Raw genomic sequence first — 12,577 nt, 5'->3', positions numbered from 1 at the left:
ACGGCGTCGGCGGGGGCGCCGAGGAAGCCGGCCGCGGACTGGCCGGCGTCGCTCCCCTGCTCGGCGTCGCGGCGACGAGTACCAAGCTCCTGTCCGCCGGCGCCCTCGGCGCCGCGGGCGCCCTCGCCGCCGTGCCGCTCGCCGTGATCGGCCTCGGCGCGAAAGTCCTCGCCGAGAACGAGCAGGTAAAGGGCGCCTTTACCGACCTGGGCGAGCACGTCAAGGGGCGCATGGCGGAACTCGCCGAGCCCCTGGTCGAGCCGTTCACGAACGCGGCCGGACAGCTACAGGGGATCTTCGACGACCTCGCCCCGCAGATCGGCGCCCTGTTCGAGGGCGTCGCCCCGCTGGTCGAGCCGCTGGTCGACGGGATCGGCGCGTTGGCCAAGGGCGCCATGCCCGGCTTGGTGTCCGCCGTCGAGGCTGCGGGCCCCGTGATCGACGCCCTGTCGGCCGGCCTCGGTTCGGTCGGCGAGGGCATCGGCGGGTTTTTCGAGGGCGTCTCGTCCGGCGCCGGGGGCGCCGCCGAAGGACTCGGCGGCCTGCTCGGCGCGGTAGGCGACATCCTGCCCGCGCTGGGCGAATTGCTCGGCACGCTCGCCGAGGCCGGCGGGCCCGTCCTCGCCGCAGTCGCCAAGGCCCTGGTACCGGTTGTCACCGGTCTGGCCGACGCGCTGGGCCCCGCGCTCGCGTCGCTCGGCCCGCCGCTTGAGAAGTTCATCGCGGCACTCGGCGAGGCCCTGGTGCCGATCGTCGGCGAGCTGGGCCCCGTCCTCGCCGCCGCCGCGGAAACGTTCGGCCTACTCCTCGACGCCGTAACGCCCATACTGCCCATACTGGGGCAATTGATCGCGGCGGTTCTGCCCGTCTTCGCCGAGCTACTGGTCGCCCTTCAGCCGCTCCTGATCACCCTGGGCGACGCGCTCGCGCAAGTCCTCACCGCGGTCGAGCCGTTGGTGCCGATCATCGGCGAGCTACTGATGGCCGCGCTCGACGCGCTCATGCCGATCTTGACGCCCTTGATCGGCCTGCTCGGCCAGATGGCGACCGTCCTAGCGGGCGTCCTCGCGCAGGCGATCGAAACGGTCGTCATGCCGATCTTGCAAGCCGTCGTCGCCCTGCTCCGGGGCGACTTCGACAAGGCGTGGCAGCTCGCGAAAACCGCCGTCCAGAACGCGGCGAAGCTGGTCGGCGAGGCCGCCGGGAAGCTCGCCGAGTGGGTCGGTAAGGGCATCTCCGCCGCCGTCGACTGGATCAAGGGTCTGCCCGGCAAGGCGTACAACGCCCTGTCGCCGCTCGCCGGACAGCTCGCCGAGCGGGCGCGGTCGGCCCTGTCGTCCTTCAAGACGTCCGTGATCAACAAGGCCAACGAGGCGATTTCGTGGGTTCGCGGACTGCCCGGCCGCATATCCAGCGCGATCGGCAGCCTTGGAAACCTGCTGGTCAGCAAGGGTAAGGACGTCGTACGCGGCCTGTGGAACGGGATAAAGAGCATGGGCTCTTGGCTCCGCTCGACCCTGATTTCGTGGGCGAAGGATTTGATCCCCGGCCCGATCGCCAAGGCCCTCGGAATCGCCAGCCCCTCGCGCGTCATGGCGCGCGACGTGGGTCGCTGGATTCCCGCCGGCGTCGTCAAGGGCATCCGAGGCGGACAGGGCGCCGTCGACCGCGCCATGCGGTCGCTGGTCACCCCGCCCGCCGCCCCGCAGCTCGCCACCGCGGGCGCGACCGTCGGCACCTACGGTTCGCCGTTCGGCACGACGGCCGGGGGCGCCCTGGTGCAGATCGAGCATTGGCACGCCGCCGAGCACGGCACACCCGAGCAGAACGCCGAGTCGCTGGCATGGCTCGCCAAGGCAAGGGGGTGACCATGACCGTCGCCACGATGGGCGCCGCCGGCGCCCTGGTCACCGCGCCCGGTCACGTCCAGTACGGCGACCTGTTGCTCGGCCCCGGCACGCCGTACCGGTGGCGCACCCTCACCGGGTGGGGGGACCTCCCCCCGCTCGATTCCGGCACCGTGCAGCGGGCCGACGCGCACGGCGCGTACCCCGGCCTGTTGTTCGCACAGTCGAGGACCGTCGGCGTCGACGGCCTGGTCGTGCGCGCCCCACGCGCGCAGATCGGCGAGGTCGTCGGCCGGCTGGAGGCCGCCACCGCGCCGCGCGTCGACGAGATCCCTCTCGTGGCGTGGCTCGACGAGCGCGGGCCCCTGCTCACGTACGCCCGCGCGACCCGCCGGGCGATCCCCACGACGACCGGCTACCGCCTCGGAACGATCGTCGGGGGCGCCCTTGAGTTCGTCGCCACCGACCCGCGCCGCTACGCCCTCGCCGAGCAGATGGCCACGGCGACGCTCCCCGTGTCCGAGTCCGGCCTCGCGTGGGAGTCCGCCGAGGTCGAGGTGTTGGTCGAGGACCAGGCCGCCGGCGTCGGCGAGCTGTGGCGATGGTGGAGCGACGGCGACCCCGTCATCACGGGCGACGGCGTCGGCCCCGTCAGCGTGCAGCCCCTCGCCGAGGCCGCCGAGCTGGTGTGGGCGTCGCCGCACGGCGACTACGGGTGGCCCGTCACCCCGGGCCGAACCGTCACGTTCGCCTCACAGCTCGCCGCCGAGCAGGCCGCCATGATCACGCTCAGGTGGTGGGACGCGACCGGCCAGCACGTCGCCGACGACACGTCCACCCCGGGCGCCGCATCCCTCACCGGCACCGCGCCGGCCACCGCCGCATGGGCCCAACCCGTCGTCCTGTTCCCCGCAGCGCTCCCGGCCGCCGTGCCCGTGGGCACGTCGTCGCTGCGGATCAGCACGGGCGACGGCGTCCTCGCGTGGCCGCTCGACTTCGGCGTGCCCGGCAGCACCGGCCGCCTGTCCGTCGTCAACCCCGGCAGCGCCGACACGCACCCCGTCGTCGAGTTCCGGGGCCCGGTCACCATGCCGAGCCTGACGAACACCGCGACCGGCGACGTCCTCGAATACGACCTCCCGCTCGCCGCCGGCGACGTCCTGGTCGTCGACACGCTCGCCGGAACGGTGACGCTCAACGGCACCGCCTCGCGCCTCTACACCGCGAGCAACCGCAGCGTGCCCGAGCAGACGTTCACGTTCCCGCCCGGGACGACGCCCCTCATGTTCCGCGCCGCGCCCGGCAGCACCGACCCGGCCGCGTCCGTCGTCGTGCGCTACCGCGCCGCCTACTGGTAAGGAGACACCCGCCGTGACCGTGCGCCCCGCATGGCTCCTGCCCAAGGGGCAGACACGAGAAGACACCCGACTCGCCCCCGTGGGCACGTGGGCACCCGACGGCGAGATACGCACCCGCGACGGCGTCGTGCCCGGCGGACAGCCGTTCGCCGCGACCGGCGTCGCCGCGATGCAACTACAGATCGGCGTCGGGCGGGCCGCCGTACAGGGCACGACCGCCCAGGGCGCCTACCCGATCGCCGTCGACGCGCCCGAGACGCTGAACTTCACCGACGGGAACGCCCAGTTCGCCCGCATCGACAGCGTGATCCTCCGGGTGTACGACGGCCTGTTCGACGAGAGCGAGCAGCCCCTCGCCCGCGTCGAGATCGTCGAGGGCGAGGCGACCGCCACCCCGACCGCGCCGACCCTTCCCCCGTGTTCGCTGCGCCTGTGGGACGTCACCGTGCCCGCGGGCGCGAGCGCGGGCGTGGGCGGTATCGACTGGGGGTCGGCCCTCGCCGACCGCCGCCGCTACACGACCGCCGTCGGCGGGATCATCCCCACCGGGTGGGGACTCAGCTTCGCCGGCGCCTACGACGGCCAGTACCGCGACGCCGACGGCGTCCTCGAACGCTGGAACGCCACCGACGCCACGTGGGAGACCTACCGGGCGCCCGAGCCCCCCGTCGAGACGATCACGGGCGGCCTGTCCGTGGCGTCCGGCTGGTCGCTGAGCAGTTTCGACGCCCGCCGCCGAGCCGGCGTCGTGCAGTTCCTCGGCATGTTCGCCCGGACCGGCGCGACCCTCCCCGCGAACCCCAACATCGGCGACACCCTGGTCGCCACCCTCCCCGCCGGGTGGCGCCCGATCGTCCTGCTCGAAGCGCTCTGCTCGAACGGCTACGGGTTCGGCGCCGCCGCCGTGGGGGGCGACGGGAAGATCACCATTCGGTCGTGGGCCGGCGGTAACAACGTGTCCGGCATCGAGAAGGACACCAACGTCCGCATCTCTGCCGCGTTCGTGCAGTAGAGGGGGCGCCCCGTGCAGACCCCCGCACCGTCCCCGTACCGGTTCGTGTTCACCGACCTACGCACCGACCAAGTCCTCGACACCCTGCCCGTGACCGGCGTCAGCCTCGACGACTTCATCGGCAAGACCGGCAGGCTCACCGGCAACGTGCCCGTTCCGAACGCGCAGATCGCCGCGCGGGCCCGGCGCGCACTGGTGCCCGGCCGGACCGGCGTATGGGTCGAGCGCGGGCGCGAGGTGTGGTGGGGCGGCATCCTGTGGACGCTGCGCCTCGCCTCGGACGCCCGCGGATTCCTCACCGCACAGATTCAGTGCGGAGGGTGGGAAAGCTACCTGTACCGGCGCCTACTGCTCGACACCCAAGTCGCCGAGGGAGTCGACCAGTTCGACATAGTTCGCGGCCTGATCGACTACGCGCAGTCGACGCCCGGCGGGAACCTGGGCATCACCTACGACGGCGAGCCGTCCGGCGTCACCCGTGACCGCGAGTTCTCACGGTACGACCTCCCGTGGATCGGCGACCTTATCGACCAGCTCGCCGCCGTCGAGCGCGGTTTCGAGTGGCGCGTCGCCAGCTACCGGGACACCAACGGCCGGCGCGTCAAGCGGCTCATCCTGGGACACCCGATCATCCGGACCGGCACGGCCGAGATCCTGCTCGACCACCCCGGCCGCATCCTGACGTACACGTGGCCGCACGACGCGTCGGCCCTCGCCAACGGGTGGCAAAGCCGCGGCGCGTCCACCAACCAAAATCAGGCCGTCGACAGTGTGCCGCTCATGTCCGAGCGCCTGGTCGCCGCCGAGGACATAGCCGCCGGGTGGCCACGCCTCGACGGATCGTCCGACTACACCACGGTCGAGCAACAGGCCACCCTCGACGCGCACGCGCGCGCGGACTGGACCGCCGCCCGCCGGCCTGTCCAGATCCCCGAGGTCGAGGTGTTGCTCGGCGACAACGTGTCGCCCGCCCTGCTCGGCGCGACCGTCCGTATCCGCATCCGGGACCTGTGGCACCCCGACGTCCTAGACGCGCGATACCGCGTTGTCGGCCTGTCCATCAACCCGCCCGAGCGAGGCCGCCCCGAAACGGCCCGGCTGTACCTGGAGGTAGCCGAGTAATGGCGTACGTCCCGCAAGACCTACTCGACCGCGTAGCCGCCCTCGAACGCGAGGTGCGTACCCTCCGCGGCCGGGCGCAGATGCGCCCCGCCCTGAACGAGATTCTGAACGGCGACGTTCGGATCGGCGAGGGCGGGCGCCTGATCTGCGAGGCCGAGAACGGTAACCGCGTCTTCATGACCGGCCAGGACTCCGAGGGCGATTGGGCCGTCGGCATGGCCCGTTCCGTCGGCGGCACGTCCGCACTGACCGTCGGCGACGAGTACAACCAGACCGGCGCCCGTCAGATGGTCCGCATGTGGAACCGCGACGAGGTCGAGCCGAACGTGATCGTGATGGACGACGCGTTTTCCGACCAGTTCCTCGGCCGCCCGTGGATACCCATTGGCCTGTACCCGACCGAGCACCAGACGTACAACGGCAGCGCCTACAACACCGCATGGTGGGGCAACAGCCCGGCGCACAACGCCGTCGCCGTCATTGAGGTGCACACCCTCGCCCCCGCCGGGGGCGCACAGGTGAAGATCACCGCGACGCCGTCCGGCGGCACCACGCGCACCCTCGCCGAGTACGACGCCGCGCCGAACACGTGGACCGGCCGCGCCATCACCGCACCCCTCGACGGCGTCGACTTCCTGCAATGGGTGACGTGGGACGTCAGCCACCGCGCCAAGACCAACGGACAGAACGTCATCACGCGCCTGTACCGCGCCTACACCCGGAACACGTTCAACGCCGACGAGGCGCCCGACCCGCCCGTTCGCGCCGCCGGCACGGCGACCACGCAGGGCATCACCGCCACCCCGGCCGAGGAGGTGTGAGCATGCTCCCCGAAGGCATCCCCACGGTTCGGGTGACCGGCCGATTCCTCACCCCCGACGGCCGCCCGCTCGCCGGGCAAGTCGTCTTCCGGGCCCCGTCCATGCTCACGTTCGGCGAGGCCGACGTGATCCTCGGCGGGCCCGTGACCGTCGCACTCGACGCGACGGGGGCGTTCGAGGTCGCCCTACCGGCCACCGACGCGCCCAACATGAACCCGACCGACTGGTCGTACACCGTCGCCGAACAGCTCGCCGGCGTCGCGCTGAACCGCGTCTATCAGGTGTTGCTACCGGCCGAGACGCCCGAGGTCGACCTCGCCGACATCGCGCCGACGGACCCCTCGACACCGAACTACGTCGCCGTACGCGGCGACTCCGCGTACGAGGTCGCCGTCGAGAACGGTTTCGTCGGCACGGTCGAGCAGTGGCTCGCGTCCCTGATCGGCCCCCAGGGCGTCAAGGGCGACCAGGGCGAGCAGGGCGCCACCGGCCCGACCGGCGACGACGCGTACGAGGTCGCCGTCGCGGCCGGCTACGTCGGCACCCGCGAGCAGTGGCTCGCATCCCTGGTCGGCCCCCAGGGTGACAAGGGCGACCAGGGCGAGGCCGGCGCCCCGGGCGTCGTGCAGTCCGTCAACGGCATCAGCGCCGCCGACGTCGTCCTCGACGCCGCCGCCGTCAACGCCGTGCCGGACACCGCGCCGGGCACGCCCGGGGGCGTCGCCCAGCTCGACGCGACCGGCAAGGTACCCGCCGCCCAGCTCCCCGACGGCACGGGCGGGGGCGCCGTCTCCACCGTCAACGGCAAGTCGCCGGACGCGTCCGGGAACGTCGCCCTGGTCGCCGCCGACGTCGGGGCCGTCGCCACGACGGAGAAGGGCGCCGCGTCCGGCGTCGCCACGCTCGGAACCGACGGCGTCCTCGCGTCCGGCCAGCGCCCGACCTACACAGCCGCCCAGGTGGGCGCCCTCGCCACCACCACGCGGGGCGCAGCGAACGGCGTCGCCAGCCTCGACGCCTCGGCCCGCGTGCCCATCGCGCAGATGCCCACGGCCACCGGCCGGAACATGTGGACCCCGCAGGCACTCGGTTTCACCGCCTGGTCGTGCGACCCCGCGCACGTCACCAACCCGACGACGACCAAAGCCGCCGTCGTGCAGCGGATCTACTTCGCCGGTATCAACATCACCGAGCCGACACAGGTCAACAGGGTTGTGATCTTCGCCCGTGGGTGGGCCGGATCGTCCGCCGTGCCCGCCGCCCGGTTCTATGCCGGCATCTACAGCGAGGCAGGATCACGCGTCGCCACGTCCGGCCTGGTGTCGAGCCTGCCCGCCGCCGGACAGCTCACCGGCACCGCGCCGGGCGCCGTCAACAACCACATCGGAGCCGTGCCCGTGCCGCTCACCGCCACGGCGACGCTCCAGCCCGGCCGCTACTGGGCCGCATTCCTCATGAGCGCCGGCAGCGCGACGGATTTCTACTACATGCACATTCAGAACGAGTCGCCCAGCGCGCCCGCGAACTTCTTCCTGGGCACGGCATTTCAGCGCGCGTGGTGCCTCGACGCCCGAACCTCACTGCCGACCACCGTCGACCAGTCGACCGGCGAGGTCGGCCTCGACCCCGCGATCATGGCGCTCGCCATGGTCTGACGCCCCACCGGCCACACCATCCCGCACGCCCGAGCGCACCGCGCCGGGCGTTTCTTCATGTCTGGAGACCTCCCCATGTCCGTCACGATCATCAGCCGCGCCACGTGGGGCGCCAAGCCGTGGGACAACGACCCGCGCAGCGACGGCCCGGCACAGCTCAGCGTCACCCGCCTTACTGAGTTCTTCGTCCACTACGACGGAGCGCACCACATCAAGGCCACCGGCTACGCCATCCCCCGCGCCATCGAGGCGCAGCACCTCGCCCAGGGCTGGTCTGGCATCGGCTATCACTTCGTCGTCGACCAGGCCGGCAACATCTACGAGGGCCGCGGGTGGGGTCGCCAGGGCGCGCACTGCCCCGGACACAACGTGTCCGGCCTCGGCGTACAGATCGCCGTCGGCGGCGACCAGGAGCCGAGCGAGGCCGCCCTCGCCGCGTGCCGCGCCCTGTACGACGAGGCGTGCCGCCGCGCCGGCCGCACCCTCGCCAAGAAGGGGCACCGCGACGGCATCGCGACCCAGTGCCCCGGCGAGATCCTTTACGCGTGGGTCCGGTCCGGCATGCCGGCCAAGGGGTACACCCCGCCCGCCGACGGCACCGCGCCGTCCGGCGGCACGCCCGCCCGCTACCGCGTCACGATCAACGGCCTGTCCTACGGCTACGGGGCGCACGGCGACCACGTGACCCGCGTCGGCGAGGCCCTGGTCGCCAAGGGGTTCGGCGACGCCTACGAGGTCGGCCCCGGCCCGGAGTGGACCGACGCCGACACCGAGGCGTACGCGGCCTATCAGCGCAGCCTCGGCTACACCGGGGCCGACGCCGACGGCGTGCCCGGAGAAACGTCGCTGCGGCGCCTGCTCGGCACCCTCCCCGGCAAGGCGCCCGCCAAGGCCGCGCCGCCGTTCCCCGGCCGCGACAAGTTCGGCCCCGGCAAGCGCAACGCCTACGTGACCCGCCTCGGCGAGGCCCTGGTCGCCAAGGGATACGGCCGTTACTACCGCGTCGGCCCCGGGCCGTCCTGGTCGGACGCCGACCGCAACGCGACCCGCGCCTACCAGCGCGCCCAGGGATGGACCGGCGCCGACGCGGACGGTTACCCCGGCCCGGAGACGTGGCGCCGCCTGTTCGCATGACCCCCCTCGCCCGCCCGGCCGATGCTCGAGTTTTCGCGTCACAGTGACGATAAAACTCGAGGTTTTGCACCGCACCGGGCGGGCCCCACCGTAGAGAGGACCCACCCCCCATGAGCCCGAAGAACCGCCGCGCCGTCCGTACGGCACTCCAGACGTTCGCCGCCGTCGTCGCCGTCGTGCCCGCCCTCGCCGCGGTCGTCGCCGACTCGACCGCGCTCGCCGCCGCCGCACCGTGGGCCGTCGCCGCCGCCGCCACAGCCGCGGGCGCCGCTGGCGTCGTCGCGCGCATCATGGCCTCGCCCGTCGTCGAGCAGATCCTCGACCGGTTCGGCCTCGGCCTGGTCGACGACGACGGAGGCCCCGCCCAGTGACCGAACCGACCGACACGGCAGCAATCGCCGTCGCCCTCGCCGAGTTGCGCGGCACGATGGCCGAGGGGTTCGCCACCGTCAACGGATCGTTGGCCCTGCTCACCCAACGGCACGACCAGGCCGACCAGCGCATCGCCCAGGAGGCCGCGCGCGTCGACCAGCTCGCCGCCGCCGTCGACGCACTGGAAAAGGGGGAGACCGAACGCCAGAAGCGCAACGACACCAGGCTCGCCGACCTCGAACGCGCCCGGTGGCCGCTCCCGTCCGTCGCCGCCCTGGTCGCCCTGTGCGGCCTCGCCCTGTCCCTGTGGCAGTTCGCCACGTCCTGAGACACCAACGCCCCCCGCACGGCCACCTACGGCCGTAGCGGGGGGCGTTTCGTCGTGCCCGCGCCCTACGCCGCGGCGACCAGATCGCGCGCCCGTTCGTTGAAGTCGGCGACCAGGCGGTCGCTGCCGAACGGCCGCATCCGACGCTGTAGATCCTGCACGGCCTCGACCGCCCGCGAGGACTTCACCTGTCCCGCCAGCCGCAGCGTCCGCACGCCCGCCGAGTGCGCCGCGTCGAGGTCGCCCCGTTGCAGGTGGGACACGGCGAGCGCCGCTTGCGACATGGCACCGCGCCGGGCCCGGTTCTGCTTCTCCGCGTGCTCGATGGACCGGCGCGCGTGTTCCTCGGCCGCCGCAGCGTCGCCTAGGTCCCGCATCGTGTTCGCGTGCTCCCCGTGCAGGTACGCAGGGTCGATGAACGCCGCCCAGTCCGGTTCTTCCGCCAGGTCGGCCCGCTCGTACGCCCGTTCCGACTGCACCACCGCGCGGGCCGCGGCGACCTTGTCGTCGAGCAGGGCGAGCGCCCGCGCTTCCAGGCACCACAGGTCGGCGAGGCACGCCGGCGACGTCGCCCTCGACAACCCCTGTCGGCCCGCCTGTGCGAGGCGCCGGCCCTCGGCCGGGTTGCCGAGTAGCGTCGCCTGATCGGCCATGCCCGCGAGGACGTGCGCGCCAAGGGGGGCGTTCTGCGATTCCTCGGCGAGGCGTAGCGACTGGATTAGGTACCGCTGGGCGACGGAGTGCTCGCCGTTGTCGTACGCCATCCAGCCGAGTAGGTAGGTCTGTTCTGCCGCGGCCTCGCACAACGCGCGTCGCACCGTGTCGTCGTGCGACCGCCGCAACAGCGGGTAGACGTGGTGGTTCATGTACTCGGCGAGCACCAGGCGCCCGGACCCGCCGCCCTGTAGCACGTCCATCCGTTGGAACGACGCGAACATGTTCTTCACCGAGAGCACGTCTTCGAGGCGCACGCGCGGGCCCGGTTCCGGTTCCTGGTCAAGGGTGTTGAGTAGCCAGTCCCGCGAGGGACCGACACCGGCCACAGCCGCGAACGGCGCGGCTGCAAGGAACTTCCGTCGATCCACGTCAGCTCTCCCCAGGTCGGCAACTACCTCCACGGTAGCCGCGAACGAGGGGTCATAGGTGAGCGCAGCCTCGGCCGAACCACCCTCGCCGAGGCCGAGGTCGTACGTCGTGATGCGCCACCCGAAGTGATCCGAGAAGACGCCGGCGAGAATGTCGGGGACAGGCTGACGGGGCGTTTCGCCTTCCAACCAACACCGGACGCGTGTTGCGTTCGGCGCGACGTTCGGTTGCCCCCACTCCTGCGCCTTCGATTGCACGCGCCGGGCAAGCTCCTTACGGCTCATCCCGGAGCGCCCAAGCCAGTACCCCAGTTGCTCATTCGGTGAGTTCATCCCCGCACCTCCGCGACCGTGGGCGACGAAAGCGACACCTTCCGACACCCCCCACGACGGTACCCCCCGTTTCGTGACAGGTGTTGCCTGGACGACGAAACTCATCCGCTCGTGACAGGGGTACGGCATGAACGAACCTCAGCAGGTCGCGGCGCCCTGCTGTACGCCGCCCAGCGGGCCCCCAGCGCAAGCCATGTTCCCCAAGAGCTTGGAGACGCCGGCGCGGGCCCGAGCGTACGTGCGTGACCTCCTGGCGCACGACGACGAACCACTCGACGACGACCGCCTCGACGACGTCTTACTGATCGTCTCCGAACTGGTCACGAACGCCTACAGATACGGCACCGAACCTGAAGACTCGCTACTCGTCGCCGTGCTGACGACGCCCGAGCGCGTGCGCGTCGAGGTGCACGACCCCCGACGCGCGCGCCCGCAGATGCGGAACGAGTCGGGGGAGCGGGCCCGCGGGCGCGGCCTGCACATCGTCGACGAACTCGCGGTGCGGTGGGGCACCGACGACCGGCCGTTCGGGAAAGCCGTATGGGCAGAGGTGAAGCGATGACCGCGACCGACCCCGTCCTGTCGTTCCGGGCCGTGCCCGGCCCCGGCTTCGCCGCCGGGTGCACCGTGTCGACGTGGGTGCGCGCCGGCGGCCTCGCACCCCCGATCGCTTACGTCCTGATCGGTCACGCACCCCCACGGCGCCCCGGCGAGACGGCCGAGACCGTCGCGGCCGGCCTGATGGGCATGGTCGACGCCATGCGCTTACGGCCGGCCGCCGAGCGGGTGCCAATCGTCGGCCCGCGCCTGCTGCTGCGGGGGCCCTTAGTCGCTCTCGACTATGGGCACCCCAGGTTCCTGATGCGCCTACCGGGCGTCGGCGCCAACTGGCGTAGGCACGTCACCGCCGGCGGCCACGCATGCGTGACGGTCGGCCTCGACCCCATCCCGCCCGGCGCGGGCCCGGACGCCGTCGAGCAGTACCTCGAACGTGTCGTCGCCACGAACCGCGCCTACATGGGCGCGACGACCCTCCAGGCGCGATGATGTTCGAGGACATAGGCGAGGTCGACGAACGCCCCGTGCCGCCGCCGTTCATGTGGGCGTGCCGCGACTGCGCGCGGTACCTGCTGCGGCTCGCCCGTTTCTGGGACGACCCCGAGGGGTGTTTCTGGGAACAACTACAGGTCGCCCGGCACGTCGCCGCGGATCACCCCGGCGACGTCCCCCCGCAGCACCTCGACGACTGCGAGCTGTGCCGGGAGTACGCCCGCCGGGACGACGGCGACGCCGCCCTCGTGTGGGCGCAGCACCGGGCGCGGGACCTGTTCATGCCGCCCTCGCTCGCCCGCCTGTTGTGAGCTACTGGGCGCGCGCCCGCGCCGACGCGCGCGCCCTGTCCGCCTCTCCCCCGTCGCGACACCGGTAGGGGAGGGAAGGGCCCGCCGCCGCCGTCATCCCCCGTGCGGCGCGGTGGGCCACGTGGAACGGCCCCGGTACCTACCGTGAG

12 protein-coding genes and 1 pseudogene are annotated in these 12,577 nt (G+C 72.3%); 12 read left to right on the top strand and 1 reads right to left on the bottom strand.

Annotated features, from left to right (window positions below; all coding sequences use genetic code 11):
- The 9 genes and pseudogenes from AB0O67_RS33085 to AB0O67_RS33045 all read left to right on the top strand — a co-directional run.
- Positions 1 to 1,868: pseudogene (locus AB0O67_RS33085) on the top strand (hypothetical protein); the annotation flags it as partial.
- Positions 1,869 to 1,870: 2 nt separating this feature from the next.
- Entirely contained in the window at positions 1,871 to 3,205 is a 1,335-nt protein-coding gene (locus AB0O67_RS33080; protein WP_365458334.1) for a hypothetical protein, read from the top strand.
- A 13-nt stretch (positions 3,206 to 3,218) separates the two neighbouring features.
- Positions 3,219 to 4,217, top strand: a complete 999-nt coding sequence (locus AB0O67_RS33075) for a hypothetical protein (RefSeq protein WP_365458331.1) — start codon at positions 3,219 to 3,221, stop codon at positions 4,215 to 4,217.
- 12 nt (positions 4,218 to 4,229) lie between these two features.
- Positions 4,230 to 5,339 carry a hypothetical protein gene (locus AB0O67_RS33070; RefSeq protein ID WP_365458328.1) on the top strand — a complete coding sequence of 370 codons (1,110 nt, stop codon included), beginning with the start codon at positions 4,230 to 4,232 and terminating at the stop codon, positions 5,337 to 5,339.
- On the top strand, positions 5,339 to 6,160 hold the full coding sequence (locus AB0O67_RS33065) for a hypothetical protein (RefSeq protein WP_365458325.1): 822 nt from the start codon (positions 5,339 to 5,341) through the stop codon (positions 6,158 to 6,160). The genes AB0O67_RS33070 and AB0O67_RS33065 overlap by 1 nt, the downstream gene beginning before the upstream one ends.
- A gap of 2 nt (positions 6,161 to 6,162) precedes the next feature.
- Positions 6,163 to 7,815 (top strand): hypothetical protein, encoded by a 1,653-nt coding sequence (locus tag AB0O67_RS33060; protein WP_365458322.1) that lies wholly within the window; start codon positions 6,163 to 6,165, stop codon positions 7,813 to 7,815.
- A gap of 75 nt (positions 7,816 to 7,890) precedes the next feature.
- Complete coding sequence (locus tag AB0O67_RS33055; protein WP_365458319.1) at positions 7,891 to 8,949, top strand: peptidoglycan-binding protein; 1,059 nt, start codon at positions 7,891 to 7,893, stop codon at positions 8,947 to 8,949.
- A 110-nt stretch (positions 8,950 to 9,059) separates the two neighbouring features.
- Positions 9,060 to 9,320, top strand: a complete 261-nt coding sequence (locus AB0O67_RS33050; protein WP_365458316.1) for a hypothetical protein — start codon at positions 9,060 to 9,062, stop codon at positions 9,318 to 9,320.
- 56 nt (positions 9,321 to 9,376) lie between these two features.
- On the top strand, positions 9,377 to 9,649 hold the full coding sequence (locus AB0O67_RS33045; protein WP_365458337.1) for a hypothetical protein: 273 nt from the start codon (positions 9,377 to 9,379) through the stop codon (positions 9,647 to 9,649).
- 65 nt (positions 9,650 to 9,714) lie between these two features.
- Here AB0O67_RS33045 and AB0O67_RS33040 read toward each other — a convergent pair whose 3' ends face one another.
- A complete protein-coding gene (locus AB0O67_RS33040; RefSeq protein WP_365458313.1) occupies positions 9,715 to 11,067 on the bottom strand; it encodes a transcriptional regulator in 1,353 nt (450 codons plus the stop codon).
- A 127-nt stretch (positions 11,068 to 11,194) separates the two neighbouring features.
- Between AB0O67_RS33040 and AB0O67_RS33035 the strand changes: the two genes are divergently transcribed.
- Genes AB0O67_RS33035 through AB0O67_RS33025 form a run of 3 tightly spaced genes read left to right on the top strand, consistent with a single transcriptional unit; the run spans position 11,195 to position 12,428 of the window.
- Entirely contained in the window at positions 11,195 to 11,629 is a 435-nt protein-coding gene (locus AB0O67_RS33035) for an ATP-binding protein (protein WP_365458310.1), read from the top strand.
- Positions 11,626 to 12,114, top strand: a complete 489-nt coding sequence (locus tag AB0O67_RS33030; protein WP_365458307.1) for a hypothetical protein — start codon at positions 11,626 to 11,628, stop codon at positions 12,112 to 12,114. Before AB0O67_RS33035 ends, AB0O67_RS33030 begins: the two co-directional genes overlap by 4 nt.
- Complete coding sequence (locus AB0O67_RS33025) at positions 12,111 to 12,428, top strand: hypothetical protein (RefSeq protein WP_365458305.1); 318 nt, start codon at positions 12,111 to 12,113, stop codon at positions 12,426 to 12,428. Before AB0O67_RS33030 ends, AB0O67_RS33025 begins: the two co-directional genes overlap by 4 nt.
- Positions 12,429 to 12,577: the final 149 nt, after the last annotated feature.

The organism is Streptomyces sp. NPDC086077 (assembly GCF_040686175.1).
GTDB lineage: Bacteria > Actinomycetota > Actinomycetes > Streptomycetales > Streptomycetaceae > Streptomyces.
This window is presented reverse-complemented; position numbering and strand designations above follow the sequence as displayed.